This is a genomic window from Jannaschia sp. GRR-S6-38 (assembly GCF_029853695.1).
In the GTDB taxonomy this organism is placed as follows: Bacteria; Pseudomonadota; Alphaproteobacteria; order Rhodobacterales; family Rhodobacteraceae; genus Jannaschia; species Jannaschia ovalis.
In genome coordinates, this window is the sequence record NZ_CP122537.1 from 3,222,674 (window position 1) to 3,246,366 (window position 23,693).

Annotated in this window: 21 protein-coding genes and 1 pseudogene; 13 read left to right on the forward strand and 9 right to left on the reverse strand. The window is 62.0% G+C overall.

Features of this window, described 5'->3' with window-relative positions; all coding sequences use genetic code 11:
* Nucleotides 1-36: 36 nt before the first annotated feature.
* Genes P8627_RS16540 through P8627_RS16555 form a run of 4 tightly spaced genes read left to right on the forward strand, consistent with a single transcriptional unit; the run spans nt 37 to nt 7,234 of the window.
* Nucleotides 37-2,217: a type I restriction-modification system subunit M gene (locus P8627_RS16540; RefSeq protein WP_279965350.1), complete on the forward strand. Its 2,181-nt coding sequence runs from the start codon at nt 37-39 to the stop codon at nt 2,215-2,217.
* Nucleotides 2,218-2,234: 17 nt separating this feature from the next.
* Nucleotides 2,235-3,551 carry a restriction endonuclease subunit S gene (locus P8627_RS16545; protein WP_279965351.1) on the forward strand — a complete coding sequence of 439 codons (1,317 nt, stop codon included), beginning with the start codon at nt 2,235-2,237 and terminating at the stop codon, nt 3,549-3,551.
* The gene (locus P8627_RS16550; protein ID WP_279965352.1) at nt 3,548-4,159 is read left to right on the forward strand and encodes a hypothetical protein; all 612 of its coding nucleotides are present in this window, start codon (nt 3,548-3,550) and stop codon (nt 4,157-4,159) included. The genes P8627_RS16545 and P8627_RS16550 overlap by 4 nt, the downstream gene beginning before the upstream one ends.
* A 3-nt stretch (nt 4,160-4,162) precedes the next feature.
* Entirely contained in the window at nt 4,163-7,234 is a 3,072-nt protein-coding gene (locus tag P8627_RS16555; protein WP_279965353.1) for a type I restriction endonuclease subunit R, read from the forward strand.
* Between the two features lie 388 nt (nt 7,235-7,622).
* Here the strand turns inward: P8627_RS16555 and P8627_RS16560 are convergent, their stop codons facing one another.
* Both P8627_RS16560 and P8627_RS16565 read right to left on the reverse strand, forming a co-directional pair.
* Nucleotides 7,623-8,003: an antibiotic biosynthesis monooxygenase family protein gene (locus P8627_RS16560; RefSeq protein ID WP_279965354.1), complete on the reverse strand. Its 381-nt coding sequence runs from the start codon at nt 8,001-8,003 to the stop codon at nt 7,623-7,625.
* A gap of 35 nt (nt 8,004-8,038) precedes the next feature.
* Nucleotides 8,039-8,611, reverse strand: coding sequence for a hypothetical protein (locus tag P8627_RS16565; protein ID WP_279965355.1), 573 nt, complete (start codon nt 8,609-8,611; stop codon nt 8,039-8,041).
* Nucleotides 8,612-8,666: 55 nt separating this feature from the next.
* On the opposite strand from P8627_RS16565, the gene P8627_RS16570 reads away from it, so the two are divergent.
* On the forward strand, nt 8,667-9,287 hold the full coding sequence (locus P8627_RS16570) for a Crp/Fnr family transcriptional regulator (protein ID WP_279965356.1): 621 nt from the start codon (nt 8,667-8,669) through the stop codon (nt 9,285-9,287).
* A 27-nt stretch (nt 9,288-9,314) separates the two neighbouring features.
* Here the strand turns inward: P8627_RS16570 and P8627_RS16575 are convergent, their stop codons facing one another.
* The 3 genes from P8627_RS16575 to P8627_RS16585 form a co-directional block, all read right to left on the reverse strand.
* The gene (locus P8627_RS16575) at nt 9,315-9,692 is read right to left on the reverse strand and encodes a DsbA family protein (protein WP_347882282.1); all 378 of its coding nucleotides are present in this window, start codon (nt 9,690-9,692) and stop codon (nt 9,315-9,317) included.
* Between the two features lie 415 nt (nt 9,693-10,107).
* Nucleotides 10,108-10,518, reverse strand: coding sequence for a c-type cytochrome (locus P8627_RS16580; RefSeq protein WP_279965358.1), 411 nt, complete (start codon nt 10,516-10,518; stop codon nt 10,108-10,110).
* Nucleotides 10,519-10,568: 50 nt separating this feature from the next.
* On the reverse strand, nt 10,569-13,016 hold the full coding sequence (locus P8627_RS16585) for a heavy metal translocating P-type ATPase (protein ID WP_279965359.1): 2,448 nt from the start codon (nt 13,014-13,016) through the stop codon (nt 10,569-10,571).
* Nucleotides 13,017-13,208: 192 nt separating this feature from the next.
* Here P8627_RS16585 and P8627_RS16590 point away from each other — a divergent pair, with 192 nt between their 5' ends.
* From P8627_RS16590 to P8627_RS16615, 6 genes are all read left to right on the forward strand, one after another.
* A complete protein-coding gene (locus P8627_RS16590; protein ID WP_279967505.1) occupies nt 13,209-13,490 on the forward strand; it encodes an SHOCT domain-containing protein in 282 nt (93 codons plus the stop codon).
* Nucleotides 13,487-13,888 (forward strand): Cu(I)-responsive transcriptional regulator, encoded by a 402-nt coding sequence (gene cueR / locus P8627_RS16595; RefSeq protein ID WP_279965360.1) that lies wholly within the window; start codon nt 13,487-13,489, stop codon nt 13,886-13,888. Before P8627_RS16590 ends, cueR begins: the two co-directional genes overlap by 4 nt.
* A complete protein-coding gene (locus tag P8627_RS16600; protein WP_279965361.1) occupies nt 13,885-14,298 on the forward strand; it encodes a cytochrome c in 414 nt (137 codons plus the stop codon). The genes cueR and P8627_RS16600 overlap by 4 nt, the downstream gene beginning before the upstream one ends.
* Before the next feature lie 11 nt (nt 14,299-14,309).
* Complete coding sequence (locus tag P8627_RS16605) at nt 14,310-14,657, forward strand: copper resistance CopC family protein (protein ID WP_279965362.1); 348 nt, start codon at nt 14,310-14,312, stop codon at nt 14,655-14,657.
* Between the two features lie 7 nt (nt 14,658-14,664).
* Entirely contained in the window at nt 14,665-15,630 is a 966-nt protein-coding gene (locus P8627_RS16610) for a copper resistance D family protein (RefSeq protein ID WP_279965363.1), read from the forward strand.
* Nucleotides 15,631-15,907: 277 nt separating this feature from the next.
* A complete protein-coding gene (locus tag P8627_RS16615; RefSeq protein ID WP_279965364.1) occupies nt 15,908-16,150 on the forward strand; it encodes a multicopper oxidase domain-containing protein in 243 nt (80 codons plus the stop codon).
* Nucleotides 16,151-16,969: 819 nt separating this feature from the next.
* Here P8627_RS16615 and P8627_RS16620 read toward each other — a convergent pair.
* The 4 genes and pseudogenes from P8627_RS16620 to P8627_RS16635 all read right to left on the reverse strand — a co-directional run bounded on the left by P8627_RS16620 (nt 16,970) and on the right by P8627_RS16635 (nt 21,234).
* Entirely contained in the window at nt 16,970-17,740 is a 771-nt protein-coding gene (locus tag P8627_RS16620) for a recombinase family protein (RefSeq protein ID WP_279965365.1), read from the reverse strand.
* Between the two features lie 78 nt (nt 17,741-17,818).
* Nucleotides 17,819-18,319, reverse strand: a complete 501-nt coding sequence (locus tag P8627_RS16625; RefSeq protein ID WP_279965366.1) for a phage terminase small subunit P27 family — start codon at nt 18,317-18,319, stop codon at nt 17,819-17,821.
* Nucleotides 18,320-18,527: 208 nt separating this feature from the next.
* Nucleotides 18,528-19,746: pseudogene (locus P8627_RS16630) on the reverse strand (site-specific DNA-methyltransferase).
* A gap of 312 nt (nt 19,747-20,058) precedes the next feature.
* Entirely contained in the window at nt 20,059-21,234 is a 1,176-nt protein-coding gene (locus P8627_RS16635; RefSeq protein WP_279965367.1) for a Hint domain-containing protein, read from the reverse strand.
* 1,055 nt (nt 21,235-22,289) lie between these two features.
* Here P8627_RS16635 and P8627_RS16640 point away from each other — a divergent pair.
* Nucleotides 22,290-23,282: a hypothetical protein gene (locus tag P8627_RS16640; RefSeq protein ID WP_279965368.1), complete on the forward strand. Its 993-nt coding sequence runs from the start codon at nt 22,290-22,292 to the stop codon at nt 23,280-23,282.
* Nucleotides 23,283-23,472: 190 nt separating this feature from the next.
* Nucleotides 23,473-23,649 (forward strand): helix-turn-helix domain-containing protein, encoded by a 177-nt coding sequence (locus P8627_RS17045; RefSeq protein ID WP_347882304.1) that lies wholly within the window; start codon nt 23,473-23,475, stop codon nt 23,647-23,649.
* Nucleotides 23,650-23,693 lie beyond the last annotated feature (44 nt).

The following is a 23,693-nucleotide window of genomic DNA, read 5'->3' on the forward strand; positions in this document are numbered from 1 at the left end:
ACCGAAGATTGAAAAGCAAGTAAGGTCAATCCCGGAATGAATCTGCAGGCTCACGATCAGCTCAAAAACCACATCTGGGAAATCGCGAACCGCCTGCGCGGTCCTTATCGTCCGCCCCAGTATCGGCTTGTCATGTTACCGATGGTCGTCCTGCGTCGGCTCGACAGTGTCCTTGAGCCGACAAAAGACGCCGTGCTCAAGGAGTACGACAAGCTCACCGCGCAGAACATGCCCGAGAGCGCGATGGAACGGCTGCTCGGCCGTGCCGCTGATCCTGGCCGACAGCATCCCCTGTACAACACCAGTCCGTTCACATTCAGGCGTCTGCTTGGCGACGCCGAGAACATCGCGCCAAACCTTGTCGCCTACATCAACGGCTTCTCGCCCACGGCGCGCAGCATCTTCGAGCGGTTCAAGTTCACCGACCAGATCGAGAAGCTCGATGCTAGCAACCGGCTCTTCACCATCGTGAAGGCGATGGCCGATGTCGACCTACACCCGGACCGTATCGACAACCTGCAGATGGGCTACCTGTTCGAGCACCTGGTGATGCGCTTCAACGAGCAGGCCAACGAGGAGGCCGGCGACCACTTCACCCCGCGCGAAGTCATCCGGCTGATGGCGAACTTGATCTACACCGGCGAGCAGGACGTCTACACACCTGGGATATATCGCACCATCTACGACCCCGCCTGTGGCACGGGCGGGATGCTCTCAGAATCCGAAAAGTTCATCCTCGCGCAAAACGAGAGCGCCAACCTCGCGCTCTTCGGACAGGAGTACAACGACGAGTCCTGGGCGATCTGCTGCTCGGACATGCTGATCAAAGACGAGGAAACCAGCAACATCGTCCTTGGCGACACGCTGGGCGATGGCAAGACCCGCGACGGCTTCGAGGGGGAGCACTTTCACTACCTTCTGGCGAACCCGCCCTTCGGCGTGGAATGGAAGGATCAGAAATCCGTCGTTGAGGCGGAGCACGCCCTGCACGGCTTCTCTGGCCGCTTCGGCGCCGGGCTGCCCGCGATCAACGATGGCTCGTTCCTGTTCCTCCAGCACATGATGTCGAAGATGCACCCGGCGCTTCAGGTCGGGGGCGAGGGGTCAAAGATCGCGATCGTGTTCAACGGCTCGCCGCTCTTCTCAGGCGACGCCGGGTCCGGGCCGTCGAACATCCGCCGCTGGATCATTGAGAACGACCTCCTCGACGCCATCGTCGCGCTGCCCGACCAGCTTTTCTACAACACTGGCATCTTCACCTACGTCTGGCTCGTCACCAACCGCAAGGCGCCCGAGCGGCGCGGCAAGGTACAGCTGATAGACGGGACGCGCTTCTTCAAGCGCATGACGAAGAGCCTCAACAACAAGCGCAACGAGATCACCGAAGACCAAATCCGTCATCTCACCCGCATCTATGGCGCCCACCGCGACGGCGAGACGGCGGAGGTCGTCATTGATCAGAAGACCGGCGAGGCCGAGATACGCACCGTCTCGCGCATCTTCGAAAACCGGGAGTTCGGATTTCTCAAGGTGACAGTGGAGCGACCCTTGCGCATGAACTTCGAGGCGACACCGGATCGGCTGGCCAAGCTCGACGACCAGACCCCCTTCGCCAACCTTGCCACCTCGAAGAAACGCAAGGACGAGGCCGCCGCGGCGCGCGAGATCGCGGAAGGCCGGAAGCAGCAGGAGGCGATCCGCGCGGTGCTCGCCACGCTCGAGGGCCGGGGTCGCTACATGGACCGCGCGGTTTTCGACGCCGATCTGACAGCCGCCGCCCGGCGGGTCAGCGTGAAGATCGCAGCCCCTGTAAAGAAGGCAATCTTCGCCGCCTTGGGCGAGCGAGACCCGGACGCTGAGATCTGTCGTGATGCCAAAGGCAGGGCCGAACCCGACAGGGAGTTGCGCGACACCGAGAACATCCCGCTACCTGAGGGCACTACACTGCCCTTGCCGATGCAGTTCGGGCCGGACAAGCCCAACGACCGACTGGTGGCGGCATTCCGTGGCACAATCGAGGACTACATGGCGCGCGAGGTGCTTCCGCATGTGCCGGATGCCTGGGTGGATTTCGACAAGACCAAGGTCGGCTACGAGATCCCGATCAACCGGCATTTCTATGTCTACAAGCCGCCGCGCCCGCTGGACGAGATCGAGGCCGACATCACCGGGCTGGAAGGCGAGATTGCCGGGCTGCTTGAGGGGCTCGTGAGATGAGGACCGTCCCCGAGAAGGTGCAGCAGGCCTATGGGTCGCTTCCTGCTGGATGGCATCTGGAAAAATTGAAGTTCTATGCAAGCGTCCGGAACAGCAATGTCGACAAGACAATTTCAGACGATGAGGAGCCCGTTCAGCTCTGCAATTACACTGACGTGTATTACAATGATCGGATCACCCGTGATCTGGAGTTTATGCAAGGGTCCGCGACTGAATCCGAGATCGAGAAATTCCAGCTCAAGCGCGGCCAGGTAATCATCACCAAGGACAGCGAGGGCTGGGATGACATCGGCATTCCTGCACTTGTCACCGAGGACATGCCGGATGTGCTATGCGGCTATCACCTGTCGGTTTTCGAACCCGGACCCGATCTGGACGGCGCGTTCCTCGCTTGGCTCTGCCGATCCGATCCGTTGAACGATCAGTTCAAGCTCGGAGCGAACGGGGTGACGCGTTACGGGCTCGGCCAATACCCAATGAAGAACGCGTTAGTGGCACTCCCGCCCATAGAAAGCCAGCGGCGGATCGCACGATTTCTGGATGAGAAGACAGCGCAGATTGACGGACTGATCGAGAAGAAGCGCGCGCTTCTGGACGGGCTGGCCGAGAAGCGCCAGGTCCTCATCACCCGCGCCGTCACGAAGGGCCTCAACCCCGACGCGCCCATGAAGCCCTCCGGTATCGACTGGCTCGGCGACATCCCCGCTCATTGGGAATTGTTGCCGCTCAAGCGGCTTCTGGCTGATGGTATCGGTCTCCAAATGGGGCCTTTCGGAGGGATGCTGACCAACCTGCCCGATTACGAGACAGGATTTAAGCTATACGGCCAAGAGAACACAATATCCGGTGACTTCACTCGCGGACGACGCTGGGTTGAGGAAGAACGCTTCAACGAACTTAAGCGATACCAGCTCGTGCCGGGCGACTTGGTTATTACGCGCAAAGGTTCGTTAGGGAGTTGCAGACGCGTACCTGACGGCATTCAGCCAGGTATTACTGATAGTGATACGATCCGAATCCGGCCAAATCACTCGCGGCTTTTGTCAGAATGGGCGCTAGCACTCCTTCACGAAGCGCATTTTGTTTCTGAACAGATCTCAGCAGAACGCAGGGGGGCAATACTTTCTGGGCTAAACACTACCGTAGTTGGCAATCTTCTGTTTACTGCGCCGCCAGTAGACGAGCAGAATCGTATTCTCAGATTTTTGAGCCGGACATTATCTCGCGACGACATCATTGTCGCAAAGGTGAAGGAGACGATCGCCAGACTGGTAGAGTATCGGTCAGCGCTCATCACCGCCGCCGTGACTGGAATGTTCACGGAGGCTCAATGACACTGGCGGCTGGTACATATTTCGAACATCTGAAGGCGTATGTGAACAGCGAATACGTCATGCACGACGGCAGCGGAGGCGAAGTCGTTCTGCAGGAGAAATATTTCCCAGCGACCGCGACGCGCGCCAAGACTCGCAAAATACAACTTCTCTTGCCCGGACCAGGACTCGCCTTCAAACTCGACCATGACCAAGTCGAACTGCAGCGGAAAAAGACTAAACCGGCACTATTTCATTTTCTCGACGATACTGCGAAGCCGTGGTCGAAGCGCTGTGACTTCGTGATCTTTTACGTCAACGGTCGCTCGTTCCACGCCGACTGTATCGAGTTCAAGTCGAAGAGCCTCACGGCGGAGAAAATTGTTCCTCAGTTAAAAGCCGGGATGTGCTGGGTGAACACGCTGAAGCGGACCATCGAGCACTATACCGGCGACAACCGCAGGATCCGGCTGCGCAAGTTCGTCTTCGCCGACAACGAGGATCCCGGCGCATACCTCGACCCCAACCGGCAGCTCAACGCCGATCCATCCATTCGATACTATCACTTTGACGAGGTGAATGGTCAGCCTTTGGCCGACCTGCAGAACACTTCGGTGCAGGAGATTTGAGCCATGTCCGGCCACACCGAGCGAGATTTTGAAACCGCGATCGAGGCCGGACTGACCGGAGGCGGCGGCTACGCTACGCGCTTGGCGACCGACTATGACGAAGCGCTGGCGCTCTTCCCCGAGGACGTGAGCGGATTTCTCAGGGACAGCCAGCCGACGCGCTGGGGCCAGCTCGAAGCTCTGCTCGGTGAAAAGACCAGCGCGACGGTACTCGACAGCCTGGCCAAGGAACTGGAGATCAAGGGAGCGCTCCACGTCCTGCGCCACGGGTTCAAGTGCTATGGCAAGACTTTCCGCATGGCGTTCTTCCGCCCGAACTCGGGCATGAACCCCGAGGCTGCCGCGCTGTATGGTACCAACCGGCTGACCATCACCCGGCAGGTTGCCTTCGCCTCAGTACTGAAGCGTGCGGACGGCAAGAACCGGCGCTGCATCATCGACGTGACGCTCAGCCTGAACGGCCTCCCGGTGGCGACGGCGGAACTCAAGAACCCGATGACCGGACAACGCGCGGCCGATGCGATCAGGCAATACGCGGAGGAACGCGACGAACGCGATCTGCTGTTCGCCTTCAAGAAGCGCGCGCTCGTGCATTTCGCGATGGATCCGGACGAGGTCTGGATGACCACGCGGCTGAAGGGGCGCGAGACGGTCTTCCTGCCCTTCAACCGTGGCCACGACCACCGGGCCGGCAATCCGCCCGCGGTAGGAAACTGGAAAACCCATTTCCTATGGGACGAGGTGCTGCAGGCCGACAGCCTGATGGATATCCTTCAGCGTTTCATGCACCTGGAAGTCAAGGAAAGGCAGGTCAAGACCGACAAGGGCGTCCGCACGATCCGCAAGGAAACGATGATCTTCCCGCGGTATCACCAGCTCGACGCCGTCCGAAAGCTCATCGCGCATGCCGGCGCTCATGGGTCTGGCAGGAATTATCTGATCCAGCACTCGGCAGGGTCCGGAAAGTCTAACTCGATCGCCTGGCTAGCCCACCGGTTGGCGAGCCTGCACGACGCCAATGACGAGAAGGTGTTTCACTCTGTCGTCGTCGTCACCGACCGGCGCGTGCTCGATCAGCAATTGCAGAACACGATCTACCAGTTCGAGCACAAGACGGGCGTCGTCGAGAAGATCGAGGAAAACACTCAGCAGCTTGCCCGGGCACTGTCGGCCGGAACACCCATCGTCATCACGACGATCCAGAAATTTCCCTTCATCTCGCAAGCCCTCTCCACTCTGGAGAGCAAAGCGACTGGCGTGAAAATCGACACGGCAGGCAAGCGGTTCGCGGTGATCGTGGACGAGGCGCACTCCTCGCAAAGCGGCGAAACGGCCATGGCGCTGAAGGGCATGCTCAATAAGGACGGGATCGAAGCTGCGATCGCTGCGCAGCTGTCTGAGGAGGAAGATGACGATCTATCCGAGGACGCCAAGGCAGCGATGCTTCGCGACTCGCTGAAGCGGGCACGCCAGCCGAACCTCAGCTTCTTCGCCTTCACCGCAACGCCAAAGTTCAAGACCAAGACGCTCTTCGACGAACCGGGACCAACGGGCACGTCGCCGTTCCACGAGTACACGATGAGGCAAGCCATCGAAGAAGGCTTCATCATGGACGTGCTGCAGAACTACACGACCTACAAGCGCTTCTTCGGTCTGATAAAGCAGGTCGAGAACGATCCTGATGTGCCGCGCAAGAAGGCGGCCAAGGCTCTGACGCGGTATCTGGAGCTGCACCCGGTCAACATCGAGCAGGTCGTCTCCGTCATCGTGGAGCATTTCCGTCTCTACGTCATGCACGAACTCGGCGGTCGCGCGAAGGCCATGGTCGTGACAGGCTCGCGCCTGGCCGCAGTGAAATACAAGCTGGCCTTCGACCGCTACATCAAGGCGCACGGCTACGATGGCATCCGCTCGCTCGTCGCCTTTTCCGGCACCGTGGAAGATCCGGAGGACCCGGGATCCGCCTACACCGAAGTGTCAATGAACGATGGCCTCGCAGAAAGCGAGTTGCCCGAGACCTTCGAGCGTGACGACTACCGAGTGCTCTTGGTGGCGGAGAAGTATCAGACCGGATTCGATCAGCCCCTTCTGCAGACAATGTATGTCGTGAAGCGGCTCGCGGGCGTGCAGGCGGTGCAGACCCTCTCGCGCCTGAACCGGATGGCGCCAGGCAAGGCACGCACCTTCGTCCTCGACTTCGCGAACGAAGAAGATGACATCTACAAAGCCTTCAAGCCGTACTACGAGGTAACGCCGATTGGCGAAAACGCCGATCCGCACCGACTGTCCGAGTTGCAGCACAAGCTCCTGGAATGGGCGATTTTCGCTCCCGACGATGTGAACGCCTTCGCCGAGGTCTGGTACCGACGCAAACGCGAGCACTCAGCTACCGATCACCGGCTGATGAACTCGGTACTGGACGCTGTTGTGCAGAGGTTCCTCGATAAGGAAGAGGCCGAGCAGGAGGAGTTTCGCGGCCAACTCACGGCGTACCGGAACCTATACGCCTTCCTCTCGCAGATCATTCCGTATCAAGATAGCGATCTCGAGAAGCTCTATGCCTTTGTTCGCAACCTGATCTCGAAGCTGCCCCCGCCGGGTGATGGCCAAGCGTTCGCCTTGGACGACGAGATTGCGCTGCGCTTCTTCCGGCTTCAGCAAATGACCGAAGGATCGATAGACCTGTCCGACGGCGAGGCCGACCCGCTCAAGGGTCCAACGGACGTGGGCACGGCCCGATCGCCCGACGAAGAGGTGGCTCTCTCTAGCTTGATCGAGAAGCTTAACGAGCGCTTTGGTACCGATTTCACTGAGGCCGATCAGCTCTTCTTCGATCAGATACGCGTGAGCGCCGAACAGGACGAGAAGATCGTGGAAGCTGCGCGTGCGAACAACTTGGCAAATTTCTCGTCGTATCTTGAGCGGATGCTAGACGAGTTGTTCATCGACCGCATGGAGGGCAACGAGGAAATTTTCTCTCGTGTGATGACGGACAAGCAGTTCCGCGCCGCGGCGCACGAGCACCTCGCCAGTGAAATTTTCCGCCGGGCCCAGAAGGCAGATCCTGTTGAGTGAACCGCTGAGGAGGTCGCCAGGCATTTGGATTTCAGGTGCGCTCGCAAGGCGAAAGGAATACACAACTATCATGCGGGTGCAGCTTGAAAAAATCATGCGTTTCAGGGTGTTGGCGCTGTGCACCGGATGCGAAGCGGTTCACAGCCCCGGAGAATATCGGCCCTGAAAGACCGCCTCCGAGCCTCCAGGCCCCGGGGCCGGTGCTCAGATCCTACCGCATAACCCTCGAAAACAACGGAAAAATCCGGACGCAGCCGGATCGAGAGAACGCTTTCGCGGGGGCAAGTGGCGGAGGGAGCGGGACCGGGATCCAACGTTCTCCACCCCTCAAGAGGCTTAAAAAGCGCTTTTTCTTGAGACGCTCGAGCCTGAAGACTACCACGCGCTTTCAGTTAGACCCGTTGGCATCTCGACTAGGCTCACGACCTACTTGGTCAGCCACGAACCAGCCGCCGCCAAGGTCGATGTGTCGAATGGCGTGCTCTTCGATTATGTCCTCGTATCCCTCGGGCAAGAATGACGCCTGCCAGTCCTCGCCGAAGCGCTGCTTGATGGCATCGAGATCTTTCCAAAGAGACGCGAACACCAGCTTACCGTCATCGGTGAAAATGTCGCGACCGAAGAAGTACCCGCAATTGCCAGCCTCATTGCGAACGACTTCCGCCGAGGTCGTGGAGAGCTTTTGTAGTAGTGTCTCGGCATGCCCGTCACGGACCTTGACCTCGAAGAGACGTAATACTGGACCGTCCGCGGGTGTGTTGTCGGTCATCACTTTATCCCCGGCATCATCCACGCACTTGAGACTCAGTGAGCGGCTTCGCCGCTGGCCATGGCCATGTGGTGCATCCGATGGTGATCGCCTGTGGCAATCAGCCCGAAGAACCCGAGTGCCTGGATACGCGCGACGGCGCCAGTATCGGCCGCGGTGACCGTCCACACAATTTCATCGCCGTCGCTGACAACCTCCGACCGCCACCCGGTCTCATTCGAGAGAAACGGCGCGTGTGCCGGAACCATTCGGGACGCGGCCACGCCGGGACGCCCGGACGTGCCGATCCGCATTCTGAGTCCATCGGGCAGAGGCTCGGAGCGCACGCTGGCGCCGACTATTAGCTGGTTCATGTCGACCAGATGCTCGCGCAGTCCGTCGATGTCGACGCGGGTCCAATCAGTGTCTGGATCTGCAGACAACATCGCCACGATTTCAATGATCGCGGCGAACGAGCCGTCTCCTGGTTCAGACGGAACGTCCGATGCTCCGGGCACCGCCATGACATGGCCCGCGTGACCCGAATGGTCCGCGTGTTGAGCCGCCAATGGCGTCGCCACCGCAGCGTCAAACGTTGCAATCGTCGTTGCGAGCACCCTGAAAAACATGCGCAGATCCTTTTCCTGTTGGTGGCACCCTATCCAAGGCGCCCATGGCCGGGATATGATCGCGATCATGTCAGCTGGGGAATTCTTCGAAAGACTTGAACAGGCGTGCCAATCAGGCCACGCGCGCAGCATCTCTCTTGAACCAGGGCAGCCACTGTTTCAGCAGGGCGACGATCCTCCCGGGCTACCGTTCGTGACCGACGGTAAAATCGACCTCCTGCGCCATACGGCGACCGGACGAAGTGTTCGGATACATGTGGCTCGTTCGGGCGAGACGTTTGCAGAGGCGTCGATCTTCGCCGACCGCTGCCACTGCGACGCGGTCGCGGCTGGGCCATCGCATCTGCGCCTCTTGCCGAAGCGTTCCGTGCTTGGGGCGCTGGAAACCCAGCCCGGCCTTGGGCAGGTCTTCAGTCTGCACCTCGCGCAGTCTTTGATGACGGCCCGGCGCCTGCTCGAACTTCGGGCGATTACCCCTCTGACCGAAAGGATTCTCGCCCGGCTGAGCGATGTTTCAGACACGACTGGCGCCTTGCCGCGAGAGACGTCGCTCATATCCATTGCAGCGGATCTCGACGTCACGCCACCCGCGCTCTACCGCGCCATTGCGGCCCTCGAGAAGCGTGGACTTCTGACCAGGCCCAAACGCGGACGGGTGCGTTTGACACTGAAGTAAGTCGGGAGGGCGAATTGAGCACGGCTCTCACGCGCTGCAAACAGGGAGCGGACCCTCGCGACGTCCCTGTTCGACAAGGGTTGCGATTATGTCTTCGGACACAGTTCCGACCACGACAGTGCGCCCTCCCACCAGAGCAGGCGTGCCAATGAAACCGAAGGTGCGGGCGACCGCTTCGGTGGTGCGCAATCGCTCGGAAACTGTTTCGCTCTCTATGTCCGAAAGCAAGCGGTTCCCATCCTCGCCGATATCCCGAGCCAGGATCTTCAGGTATTCCGGCGTCGCGACGAAACGCCCGCGCATCAGTCGCTTGTGAGAGGCCGCGTAGGCGCCTTGCATGTCGGCGGCGAGGGCGGCCCGCGCCGTCAAGATAGAGGTCGGCCCGAGCCTCGGCCATTCGTGCAAGGTTATGCGGATACCTCCGCCAGAGCGCTCTTCAAGATCGGAAAGCCTCTACGTCAGAACACGGCAGAACGGGCAGTTGTAGTCGGAGAACGAGGCGATTGGTACGAGGCCCGCGGGAGGTGACCCCCGAACAGACCTGTGCACAGGTCCGCGCGTACTGCCTCCTCGGGGACGGCTTGTTTCTGCTCGTCAGGTGCCTCCAGCCCGAAGATTGGACCGGGCATGCCACTTGTCTCGCCACCTGCGATGCGGCGGAAGCCCCGTGGGTCGTCCAAAAGCTCAAAGTTGAAGTCGCCGACAAAGAGGTGCGCTATCCTTGGCCATGCCCACCAGGCTCCTACACCCGCCGCCGCTGCGCCGAGAAGTGATGCACGGCGATGCAAGGCGCGTGGTCTTTCTGCCCCTTCGCTTCTACTCATCTAGTGGCCTCATCCTGTGCGGTGACGTTGGCCTGATGGGCGCGCTCGCGCTCCGGCCACTGGGTCTTGATCCATTCAAGGACGTCGCGCAGTTCTTCTTCGGTGTAAGCATCTCCAAAGCCCGGCATGTTGCTCTCGTAGCCGCCGCCGACCACCGCCGCCGTGCCGCGCATCGTGATATCGAGAAGGATCCGGTCGGGGTGGTGCCAGGTGTGACCTGTTTCGTCGTGGGGCGGCGCGGGCAGCCGTCCATCGGGGCCTGGCGAACGCCAGTCAGGTTGCCCCTCGAGGTCAGCACCGTGGCATGAGGCGCAGGCCTCGGCATAGATCGCTTCGCCGCGCGCAAGGTCCGCGACACGGTCCGAGACAGCCGAACTACTGGAGGCGCCGCTCCAGAACCACCCCACCGCCGCAACCCCTATCACGACGATAAGCCCTACAAGAAGGTATCGGCTCGTCACAGCTTGATGCCCCGCAAGCGCAGTGAGTTGCCGATCACCGACACCGAGGACAGGCTCATCGCGGCCGCCGCGACCATGGGTGAGAGCAGGACGCCGAAGAAAGGAAACAGGATCCCCGCCGCCACCGGAACGCCCGCCGAGTTGTAGACGAAGGCGAAGAACAGGTTCTCACGGATGTTCCGCATCGTGGCCTGCGCCAGCACGCGCGCCCTTACGATGCCGCGCAGGTCGCCCTTGACCAGCGTCACGCCCGCGCTTTCGACCGCGACATCCGCGCCGGTGCCCATGGCGATGCCCACGTCCGCCGCGGCGAGCGCGGGGGCGTCATTCACCCCGTCGCCCGCCATCGCAACGGACAGGCCGTTGCCCTTCAACTCTTCGATAAGCGCCGCCTTGTCCTCCGGCGAAACGCCCGCGCGCACCTCGTCGATGCCCAGCTCTCGCGCGACCGCCTCGGCGGTTCGCTGACTGTCGCCCGTGGCCATGACGATACGCAGGCCCGCCTTGTGAAGGTCGCGGATGGCGCCGGCGGTTGTCTCCTTGATCCGGTCGGCGACCGCCACGATCCCGGCAAGTTGCCCGTCGACACCCAGCAGCATCGCCGTCTTCCCGTCGTTCTGCAGCCCTGCGATGCGGGACTCGACCTCTGCAAGGTCGATCCCAAAATCATCCATCAATCGGGCATTGCCGAGCGCGACCGTGGCGCCGTCCACACTGCCGCGCACGCCCTTGCCGGTCACGGCATCGAAATCGGTCGCTTCAAGGTGTGGGGCACCCCGCTCTTCGGCGCCCGCCAGGATCGCCTCCGCCAGCGGATGTTCCGAACCCCGCTCCAGCGCCGCCGCAAGGGCAAGGACGCGGGTCTCGTCATGGTCGCCGAGTGCAATTACGTCCGTCAGACTCGGTCGGCCTTCGGTCAGCGTTCCGGTTTTGTCGACGACGAGAACATCCACCTTTGCAAAACGCTCGAGCGCCTCGGCGTCCCGGATCAAAACGCCTGCCTGCGCGCCACGCCCCGTCGCCACCATGATCGACATGGGCGTGGCGAGGCCGAGCGCGCAGGGGCACGCGATGATGAGCACGCTGACCGCCGCGACGACCGCGTAGCCGAGCGCCGGAGACGGCCCGAAAGCCAGCCACAGGATGAAGGCCAGAATGGCGATGCCGATCACCGCCGGCACGAAGTACCCGGCAACCTGGTCCGCCAAGGCCTGGATTGGCGCGCGCGACCGCTGCGCCTGTGCAACCATCGCGACGATCCGGCTCAGCAACGTGTCGCTCCCGACTGCCTCGGCCGTCATGACGAAAGAGCCGGTCTTATTGAGGGTGCCACCGGTCACTGCATCCCCTTCGGTCTTCTCGACCGGGACGGGTTCGCCGGTGATCATGCTTTCATCAACCGACGAGCGTCCGTCTGCGACAGTGCCGTCAACCGGCACGGACTCGCCCGGTCGCACGCGCAACCTGTCTCCGGCCTTCACCGCATCCAGCGGCACGTCCTCTTCGCCGGCGTCCGTCACCCGCCGAGCGGTCTTCGGTGCGAGGTCCATCAGAGCCCGGATCGCATCCCCGGTGCGGTCTCGTGCGGTCAGCTCCATGACCTGGCCGACGAGGACGAGGATCAGGATCACCGCGGCTGCTTCGAAGTAGAGCGGCGGGCCGTGATGGTCCTGCAGCGCTGCGGGGAAGATCCCTGGCAAAAGTAGCGAGACCAGGCTGAAGCCATAGGCCGCACCGGTTCCGATGGCGATCAGCGTCCACATGTTTAGATTGCCCGTCACGATGGAAGACCAGCCGCGCTTGAAGAAAGGCTGCCCCACCCAGACGACCACTGGCGTGGCGAGCAGGAACTGCAACCATCGCACGGCCGTGCCGCCGAACCAGTCCGCCCAAGGCAAGCCTAGCATCCCGCCCATCTCCAGCACCAGAACGGCGAGCGCGAGTGGCGCGCCGATCCACAGTCGGCGGCGGAAGTCGATCAGTTCCGGGTTCGGACCGGCATCCGCCGAGGGCATCATCGGCTCGAGCGCCATGCCACAGATCGGGCAGTCGCCCGGACCCTCCTGCACGATCTCGGGGTCCATCGGACAGGTGTAGAGCGTCCCTTCGGGCATCGGCTCAGAGGCAGGCCGGTCGCCGAGATAGTCGTCGGGCGCGGCCTCGAACTTCTCCTTGCACCGGCCCGAGCAGAAGTAGAACCGCTCGCCTGCGTGCTTGGCCATGTGGCGCGCGGTGGCGCGATTTACGGTCATGCCGCAGACCGGGTCGTCAGCTTGGATATAGGCCTCCGGATCGGCTTCGAACTTCGCGCGGCAGCCATCGTGACAGAAGTGGTAGACGTGACCGTCGTGCGAGGCGATCGGTTTGCCCGCTTCCGGGTCCACCGTCATGCCGCAGACCGGGTCGCGGGTGATCGTGTCGGCGTCGAGCGCTGTGTCGGACATGATTTGCTCCTCTGGATGGCATAGCGGTAGTCCTTCCAGTGACTGGAGGGTCAAGAGAAAACCATGTATTGACCCTCCAGTAACTGGAAGCCCTATGCTAATTTGGTAAGTGTGGAGGGTCCGATGGCTTCGAGAAATCGTTTCGGGAGATTGGCAATTGTGGGTGCGTTTGGTTCGGCACTCACGTTGTCCGTGGCACAAGCCGATCCGGGCGACGGGCGATACTATGACCACCACAGCATGATGGGATGGGGCGGCTGGTTCTACGGGCCGGTCATGATGCTTCTGTTCTTCGCGCTCCTCGTCGGTGCGGTGGTCCTTGTGGCGCGCCTGCTCGGGTCGGACACCCTGAGAGATGGCGCGCAGCAGGAGGACCGCGCCCACGCGATTCTGCGAGAGCGTTTCGCTAAGGGCGAAATCACTAAGGAGGAGTTCGACACGTCGCGGAAGGCGCTGGACGGAGAGGCGTCATGAACATCGGCCAGGTCTCGGAAGCCAGCGGTCTGCCTGCCAAGACGAGCCGATACTACGAGGACATCGACCTCGTGCGGCCTGCGCGTGGCGCCAACGGCTACCGCGACTTCTCGGACCGTGACGCTCACAAGCTGGCCTTCCTCGCTCGCGCGCGATCGCTCGGCTTCTCGATCGAAGAATGCCGGGCGCTCCTATCGCTCTACGAAGATCGAGACCGGGCCAGCGCCGACGTAAAGCAGGTTGCCACCGAACATCTCGAGCGGATCGCACGGAAGATCGAAGAACTCGAAGCCATGCGAGAAACGCTTCAAACGCTAGTGGCGCGGTGTCATGGCGACGACCGCCCGGACTGCCCCATCCTCGACGATCTTGCCGGCGAGAAGACAGCGACCGCATGAACACGCGTATCGTCGCATGTGGGTTCGTGGGTCTCGCGGTCGTCGCCTTCGTTGGCTGGCAGATTATTCCCTCCACGGGAGACGACGCGAACGACACAGACCTAGCCTCTCTGAACTTACCGGACCTGACACCGGAGCAGGAAGACGGGCGAGTGCTCTTCGATGCGAATTGCGCAGCCTGTCACGGCGAGAACGCGGCGGGTTCCGACCAGGGACCGCCGCTCGTTCATCACATCTACGAGCCGGGCCATCATGGCGACATGGCGTTCGTTCTCGCGGCAAAGCAGGGTGTCCGGGCGCATCACTGGCGGTTCGGTAACATGCCGGCCGTCGAGGGAGTGCGCGATGAGGATGTCTTGCGGATCACCGCCTATGTCCGCGCGCTTCAGCGCGCGAACGGAATAAATTGAAAGGGAAGACCATGAAATCACGCCTCGTTATTGCCATCGCAGCCATGCTGGTCAGCGGAGCGGCTCTTGCGCATTCCGAAAGGGAAGGCACAACCCCCGCGGATGGCGCTCTGCTGACCGAGACGCCGGAAATGATCCACATGGTGTTCGACGACCCAATGCGCGTCACCATGGCGCGACTGGTTAATGCGGACGGTGCTGAAATGCCAATGGCGCGAGGTAGCGGGCTGGAGCCCTCGCTTGAGTTCCATGCCGAACCGGAATCGCTCGCGCCAGGACGCTATACGGTGGAATGGCGTGGGCTGGCCTCCGACGGCCATCCCATGCAGGGAAGCTTCTCTTTCCAGATAGCGGACTGAGCCCGGAATGATCGACACGCTCGCCTCGGCCGACACAACCGTCTGGCTCTCCATCTTGGTCAAGACGCTGGCCTACGCCGCGACGCTGGTCGCGGCCGGAAGCGTGCTCGTGTCGGCGTCGCTTCGCGAGCTTACCGAAGATGGACGGGGGGCACTCCGCCGGATGGCGGTGATCGGCGCACTGGCCGCGGCCATTCTGAGCTTGCTGCGCGTGCCCGTGCGCGCGAGCTTTTTGATGGGCGGTTCGATCGATGGGGCCATCGATCTGATGATGCTCGGTATCGTGACCGAGAGCCCTCTGGGCGCAAGCGTGATCGTCCGATTGATTGGACTGGCGCTGATCCCTGCAATTTTCCTTCCCATGCGTGGCGCAAGGTGGATCGCACTCATCGGAGCGCTTGTGACTTGCGCGTCGTTCGCTTTGCGCGGCCATGCCCTTGGCGACCCGCGTCTGCTGCTCGGCGCGCTGGTAACACTTCACATTGCCGGCCTCGCCTTCTGGCTGGGCGCTTTCGCGCCCCTGGCGCGCGCCAGCCGCAGAGAGCCTGCGGCAAGAGCTGGCGCGCTCGCGCATGAATTCGGAACAAAGGCGTTCTGGGTCGTGGGAGCGCTCGTGATCGCCGGGGCCATCACGCTCGCCCTGCTTGGCGCGACAAAGCTGGACGCCCTTGCGACGCCTTATGGCCAGGCGTTCGTGATCAAGCTGGCGCTTTTCGCCGGCGTGTTGGGCTTGGCGGCGCTGAACAAGGTGCGGCTGACGCCGGAATTGCAGGCGGCCGCGCCGGGCGCCGCGCAGCGCTTACGCCGGTCCATTGTGGTGGAAGGCGCGCTTGTGCTTGCCATTCTCGCGACGACCGCCGCCCTGACGACGGTCACGTCGCCTCCGGCCGAACGGGCGAACAACGCGCCGTCGCAACCACAAACGATGCAAACCGCCTCCCTTGTTTCGAGGGATTTCCCATGGCGATATTGAACCGCCGCCAGTTCCTTCAAACGCTTCTCGGCTCCGTGGCGAGCCTCGGGATCCCGCGCATCGCTTTGGCCGATGCGACTGAAGACCTCGTCGCCGGGGAGGGACGCGCCCGCCTTGCGCCGGCGGAGTATCCGGAGACGAAGGTCTGGGCCTTCGGCGCGTCCGTACGAGGACCGACAATCCGCCTGGCAGAGGGCACGCGGGTGTCTCGCCGATTTGTCAACGACTACCGCAGCCATCTAGCGTCTACTGGCATGGGACTCGTATCGAGAACGCCATGGACGGTGTCGCCGGTCTGACGCAAGCGGCCGTCGAGCCAGGCGGAGACTTCCTCTACGATTTCCCACTGCCGGACGCCGGCACCTACCGTGCGACCGTCTCGAAAGCCACCGGGTTGCAGTCAGCCATCACGGCAAAGATATCGAAGGCTGGATTTCGACGCCTTTCGGTGAGGGGGTCTTGGGGAACTTTAAAGTTCGTCTACTCGCTTTTCGACCAAAGTGTCCTATCCGCGGAATGATAGTTAATGTCCCCAGCTGCCGCAGCCCAGTTCGACCCACCGGAAAGCCGAGAGCTCATTTCGATGTTCCGATAACAATAACGCATGTGTATGAGGTTTCTGGTTGATTTCTTCGGATGTCCACCCCTGGCATGGCGCTGGACGGAGGTTCCATCCTGACTAGACGCCGCGATCCGATCCCGTCCATGTCGTTGCAGTCACTGGCGACCGAGCCCTCTCCTAGAAAGGGGACGCTCGGACAAGCAATGCCCATCAGTTCAGGCGAGCGCGACCATGTCACCTTGAAGGGCGCGGGCCACCGACTTGCCTATGGATTCTCGGAGCGGGTCAAGAAGGCACGGACGCGCTTCGATCTTGCGGCGCTCGGGAAGGATTCGGAGCGGCTGGATAGTCTCCTCGCCGAGAAAATGTCATTGGCAGCGCCATCCCGATAACCCGCCCCTTGTAACGTCGCGCCTCTGCTCGAACAGGCCCGTGCTTCCGATACTTCGCTATTGTCGAAGCTCAATGCCGAGGCCATCGGACGCGAGGTCGTCGCACGCATTGCGCTTGTCCAAAGGGTTGCACGCGACCCTCACGCGCTTCGGCGAACGGCATCTGGGTCTTCGTCCCCTCGGAGATGCATTGCTGGAGGAATTTCTTCGACACAATCAAGAGCCAGCCTCACGATAGGGCTGCGTCACGTCGCTGCGAAAGACTAGGGACTGATCATCGTGATGCTGATGCTCGAACCGAGCGACACCAACGGAATGCCAGGCGCTACTGGACATCGCTCCTCTCCGAGCTTTCGACCGCCGAACCGAGCGATCGGTGGCAAGCCTAGAAGTCAGGGACTCTTTCCGCGCGCTTGGTTGCACCAGCGTTCGGCCATCCGCCGTGAGCCTCCCTTAGCCGGTTAAGCAGATTCCTTACGTTTGACACATGCCACCGCTTACCGCGCCGCGTCCGGATCCCGCGGGCATTCAGTTCGGCTGCCATTGCCCGCAGGGTGCTCTGGCCATCCGCCCAGATCGCATCGATGACCGGCGCGATCTCCTGCGCGAAGGCATCTGCATTGGCGGCGACGGCAGCGCGGAGTGGTGCGCCCCCATGACCGGCGCGCCTGAGAGCTGCCGCCCCGTTTGGATTACCCAGCTTCACCCCGCGTGCCTTTGCCGCCGCGAGCGCCTCCCTGGTGCGCCGTGAGATCGCCTCGCGCTCCTGTTGCGCGACGAGGGCCATGATGCCGACGGTCAGGTCGTTGGCCCCAGGCATGTCGCAGGCGAGGAAGCGGACGCCGCTTGACTGCAGCGTTAACAGGAAGGCGGCATCGCGGCTGAGCCGGTCGAGTTTGGCAATGACCAGCGTGGCGCCGGTCAGCCGGGCGAGGGCGAGCGCCTTCTCCAGCTCCGGTCGGTCATTCCGTCGGCCGCTCTCGATCTCGGTGAAGCGGTCCAATAATGTTGCATCGCGAGAGGCGGCGAAGGCGTCGATCGCTTTCCTCTGCGCCTCCATTCCCAGCCCGGACCGTCCTTGCCGCGCCGTCGAGACCCGCTCGTAGGCGACGAGCCGCAGGGCCGGGGCAGGGGGCGGAGATGAGGAAGCGGCCATGTACACACCTGCCTGACGTTCGTTGCGCAGGTCTGTACGTCGCTCGAACGGGACGCGAAGTGTAGCGCCCGAGCCCGGTCAAAGGCGCGGATCGATCGTCACGGCGTTCTCGTGGCCCTCGACGAGGTTGCCCTTCGCATCGCGTGTTCTTCCGTCGGCGCCTTCGAACAGGATCCTGAACACCGTCGTCTCGTCTCCGGCGCCGGCCCGATCCGGAAGGCGCGCCCGTGAGGTCGGCGTGATCCCGAGTTCGGACATGTACCGGCCCATGAGTTCGAGCTGCTTGTTGGCGATGCCGATCCAGGGCGATTGCTGGACATAGCCGGAGGGCGTCTTGATCAACTTCGGACCCGCGCGCAGCTGACGCTCGGCCTCGGCCCACTTGCTATAGGACTGGCAGTAGGCGGCGAAGGCGGCCCGATCGGCGACGGTCAGGATGCCCGCGTCGAAGAGGGTGCTGGCCAGCCGGCGCCATTCCTTGCGGGCGACATCATCGAGATGGGCCGGGCAGCGCGGCAGGCCGCCTTCCTTGAGTTCCGCAGACGCGCGTGGTCGGGGCTTCGGTCCACGCCGCGCCATCAGTCTGGCGATCCCGGAACCAGGCGCCGAACGAGAGGACTGCCTCGGGTCGAAGCGACCGCAAAGGCGAGGCTGCCGACGAGCGCCTGCTGCGCCCGAATGTCAAAACACGCCATCGGGAAGACGAGCACCTGCACGACGACGTTCCAACTACCATTAGCCACGAGCCTTGTTGCGGTTTCGATGCGCCAAAGGGCACGCGGCGGGTTCATGCAGCGGCCTCTTCGCGTGCGCGGGCGACGGCATCGAAGGTTTGTCCATCCTGCGCGTTCGTGGCCTGCCGGCCCGTGAAATCCCGCCAACGCGCCACGGCCACGTCGACATAGACCGGGTCCAGCTCCATTGCATGGCAGATGCGCCCCGTGGTCTCGGCCGCGATGATCGAGGTGCCCGATCCGGAGAAGGGCTCGTAGACGGCCTGACCCGCGCTCGCGTTGTTCAGCATCGGTCGGCGCATACACTCGACGGGCTTCTGCGTGCCATGCACCGTCGCGGCGTCCTCGTCGCGGTTCGGGATCTGCCAGAGCGTCGACTGCGACCGGTCCCCTGACCAGTGGCCCGTGCCGCGTACCGCATACCAGGCCGGCTCGTGCTGCCAGTGGTAGTGCCCGCGGCTCAGGGACATGCCGGTCCTTGGCCCAGATGATCTGCGAGCGGATGTCGAAGCCGGAGGCTGCGAGGCTTTCGGCCACCGTGGAGGCGTGCAGCGCGCCGTGCCAGACATACGCGACTTCGCCGGGGAACAGGGCCCAGGCCTCGCGCCAGTCGGCCCGGTCGTCATTGGCGACCTTGCCCGTGCGCTTCGTCTTCGCCGCACCGACATTGTTGCGCCAGGCCGGGTCGTAGTTCACGCCATAGGGCGGGTCGGTGACCATCAGGTGCGGGCGGACGCCGTCCAGAAGTCGCGCGACGGCCGCCGGGTCCGTGGCGTTGCCGCAGAGCAACCGGTGGGGCCCAAGCTGCCAGAGATCACCGGAACGGCTCACCGGCCGGGCAGGGGGCTCGGGCGTTGCCTCCTCGCCCTCGCGGGCCGCACCGCTGCCGAGCAGCGCGTCGAGCTCTGCGCCGTCGAAGCCCAGATCGCCGAGCTCCACGCCCAGATCAGCCAGCTCGCCCAATTCGAGCCCCAGCAGGGCGCGATCCCATCCGGCCTGCTGGGCGAGGCGGTTGTCGGCGAGAATGTAGGCGCGCTTCTGCGCCTCCGTCAGATGCGCCAGTTCGATCACCGGCACCGTCTTGAGCCCGAGCTTGCGCGCGGCCAGCACGCGGCCGTGGCCGGCGATGATGCCACGCTGGCCGTCGACGAGCACCGGGTTGTTGAAGCCGAACTCGCGGATGGAGCCCGCGATCAGCGCCACCTGCGCGTCCGAATGCGTGCGCGCGTTGCGGGCGTAGGGGACGAGATCCGCCACGGGAGCCTGGGTGATGGACCGGGCGCCGTTCGGTCCGCCGTAATGTGCTGCGACTGCCTTGGTCACGACCCCCGCCTCGAATTACGTAGCCGTGGATGGCCGGTCGCAGTCAGTCTAGCGCCGGCGGTAAATAATTGTAATCATGACATTTCACGACAATCCCGGACGGGGAGCGACAATTCCGAAATCGATGACTGACGGCGGCGGACCCGCTACTGCAAGCGACCGCGCCCCTACCGTAATTTTCAGACTATGAATTCCACTAAGCGGCGAATGGCAGCTCCGAGCCCACTTTACCGAAATTCTGCTCCGCGACGAAAGTCCGGTTCAGGGGGAATTACCCAAAGCTGAGTGCTTATGGCTTGTGAGAACATCGGCGCAAATCGATTGCGAGAAACGTAGGCGCTCCGCCTCATATCGTTCCATTGCGGCGCCCCTGTCCCATTTGCGGATTTCTTTTGCCACAGCGGCCTGTTTCAACGGCGCACGGACTGCAAGCTGACGACCTACTTTGCCGACCGCCAGACACACGCGAGCCGCAGGGCCGTTCAATGCATCACCGGCTCTGCAGCTGGTCTGAAAAATTCTGGTCACGGTGCGGCGCTCTGCGGGCGTCAAACCTTTGAGAACCTCCGGCCCCAGCAACAGCGATTCCGACTGGCAGCCGTTGGCAGTGACGACTTCGTGTCGGTCGCAGGCAAAGTGGACATAGGTGATCTTGGTCTTGCCCTTAATGTGCCGAATACCGGGTAAACTGGTAAGCGCTTTGGCCGGGGTAAAGGCCATCGTATCGAAATACTCCATTAACTGCCCACCAGCGCCCACGATGATGCGGTGCTGTGGCGACACGATCAGGTCTTGGGCGGGCCGATTAGGACCCAAGGCCCCAGATTGAATGAGCACGGGCTTGCCGTCGACATCGGCTTCTTCAAGGGGGTGATCGCCGCTGCGCACCCATCGGATCTTCTGCGGGCCATGATCCGCCGTTAGCACGAAATCACCGGGGCGCAGGGTTTCCACCGCGCGTGGGCCGTCCGGCGTGTCGATCATTGTGCCGGGTGCATAACAGGGGATGGTGCCGGGGCTGGATGTTGTTGTGGTTGAATAGCTGCTTCCACCGTCGGAGGTCTCAAGGGATTGATTGCTGCCAGAATGTTCGCCAATTGCCGTCGAGGTCGTTCCAGACGCAGGCCCTTCGACGGCAGTGACTGGGGCCTTAAACGAAATAAATTGCAGCACAGTACCGGAATCATCAACCAGCGCGAGTGCTTCGTCATTGTGCAGATCAATCCAATTGGCATCGTTACTGTCGAGCAGATACACGTTGTTGCCTGCAATTGTTTGGGTTGGGCTGCCCAGCGAAAAGGTTTCGATTATCGTCCCGTCCTTGTCATAGGCGACAAGCGTATAGGCAGAGGTATCGACACCTGCAGGGACCACGATTTCGACGAAATCCGATCCGGCACCGCCGTCATAATCTACTTCCGAAATGTATCCCGGCATCTATCTGCATCCTCTGGTGTGTCGGAACAAAATAGCGTCCGCAGCTTTCTCCCCGGTTAATTTTATGGAGTTTATTTGTGGCGTGGTTTTGGCGGCAAAGCGGAGTTTTGGGGTTGGTGCTGCCTGATGTCATGTGAGCGGACGACATTGGTGGCTGCGCAGCTCTGGCACATTGAGTTCAAAACGGACCGCAAGATCGGTCAAAGCGTGAACCCACCGTGCATCGCCCAAGCGGCTGCTATCGACTTAGTTTAGAGGCTGTACCTTCCGGCGTGAAAACGCTGAGCGAGACCAAAGGTATCGAGCGAAGGCGGGTTAGGTTTGCGGTCATTGGCGCAGCCGCAGCGAATTCACACTTTGTTCCGCATGGCGGACATCGGTGCAATTGGCAGCATGAGGCGGAAGAACACTGAAAGCCTGCAACGGGTCTGGACGATCAGGTTCACCCACCGCGCCCGTTGCCTTTGAACTTCTCCACGAGGCGATAATCCGATGCCCGGCCGCATTCTCCGGGTCGGCCGCCCGACCGCCTCGCGCGCGCGTACCTCCCTTGTTGTCCCCAGTGTCGGTTGGAGAGTCCTCAGAGCGAAGGCAAAGGACGACCAGCCCCGGCCTCTCGTGCCGAAGCCGGTCCCCTCTGCCTTCAGCTGTCCGTGTCGGTCGGAGCCGCCCCGTCGCTTCAGGCCCCCGGGATCGCAATCACCCGCGTTCCGGGGTCGGCCGCTACTTTCGACACCGGGTGTGGTGCCGGGGGACGCGCTTCGGCCATTCGGACTGCGCCTGGCATGTGTCCCCGCCCCGTGGTGTGCCATTCCAGTCCGCGATCGGCGCCACGGTCATGAAAACCCTCCGCCGAACCGGGCCACGAAGCAGCTCGCTTGGCCAAACCCGTGACGCCTCCACAGTACGACGCAGCATAAGCTATTGTAAGAATGACATATTTCGAAATTTACCGACACGCAACGACGACTGGGACGTTGAACATCCTCCGCTCGCTGGATCGTCTTCGCCGGATTCGCCAGACTATGCTCATTCGCCAACGCCAGGAGGAATGAATGAAAGCCGATCGAGACGCCTTGGATGCTGACCGGCAGAAACTTCTGGAAGGAGGCTTGGGACGCTGGTTCGCCTGGAAGACTCCGAAGGTTTCCAAGACTGTGGGCCCCTTCGATCCGGCGCCATTCCTAGAATTCAACACCCAGCGGCAAAAGACAATCGACGAGTTTAAGGCGAAGCTGCAGGATTACAGCAATGAGGAGATTGCCATGATCCTTGGCCCTCGGAACACGCGCCCCCCTTCTCCGAAGCAGCATCGCCTGAGGGTCGACCCGGGTCCTATGGCAAGGATCCCGCGAGGAGACCCCCCCGACCGGATCGATCGCCTAAAGTCGGAGTGGTCCGGTTTCGCCTCATCTCGACGCGACGCCCTGCGATCGGCGGAACCGGAATGGTTTGCGGCTGGATTTGGCCATCCGGATCACCTGGCGAACTTCGAATACTGGAGCAGGATGCCGGATTACACCATGGCCGAAACAACCTGCCTCTCTATCGGGATCGAGCCCGACGGGTTCTCGGAACGCCGGCTGAAGGAGCTACGCAGAGACAAGAAGTTCAAGGATTGCGGGGTCCTGAATTTCTTGGTCCAACGCTACGAGCAACTGCGAAGACGGTTTGATCCCGCCGATCACGGTTGGCGCGTCAAGCCAGCCAAGTTCCTTGATTGGGTCGACCATTTTGAGATCGAGGTTCACGGAGATTTCGTGGATCACCTGCGGAGGTATCACGGGCGAGACAAGGCGGTGACCGCGCGAGAAGCGAATAAGCCCTCATCCGATCGCCGCGAGGTTGATTCTATAGCCAAATTGTTCACCGCAATGGCTATCGAATACTACGGCTATGATCCAACGGCCGCGAGGAGCCCCATCCCGCGTGAGATCACGGACATGGCTGCAAATCTGGGTCTGTCCATCTCGGATGAAACGGTGCGGAAATATCTCCGTATCGGCGCCAAAGCGATCCCGGACGACTGGAAGCCAAATGGAGACTAATTGGAATGCGAACAGGCTGGCTGCAAGTAGCTGAAATATAGAACTTCTCCCCTAATCGGGGAGGGCCGTTTCCACTCCGCGTACGGGAAGCTCCGCCTCTGGCATCAATCCGCCACCATTCGCAGCCAGAGGGGCGAAAACAGTGTCGAGCAGCGACCGGAACAGCAATGGCGAAACCAGGCGCGCGATGATGCTGCGCGAACGGGACCTCGCCGAGCGCTGGGCAGTGTCACAGCGCACCCTGCAGCGTTGGCGCGCCGAAGGATATGGACCTGCGTGGATCAATATCGGCGGATCTATTCGATATAAGCTTGCGACCGTCGAAGCATTCGAAGGGCAGATGCAGTCTGGGCGGGATGGAGCATGAATCCGTTGGCGCCCCATTACCTGACCCCGCTCGAACGCCGGGCC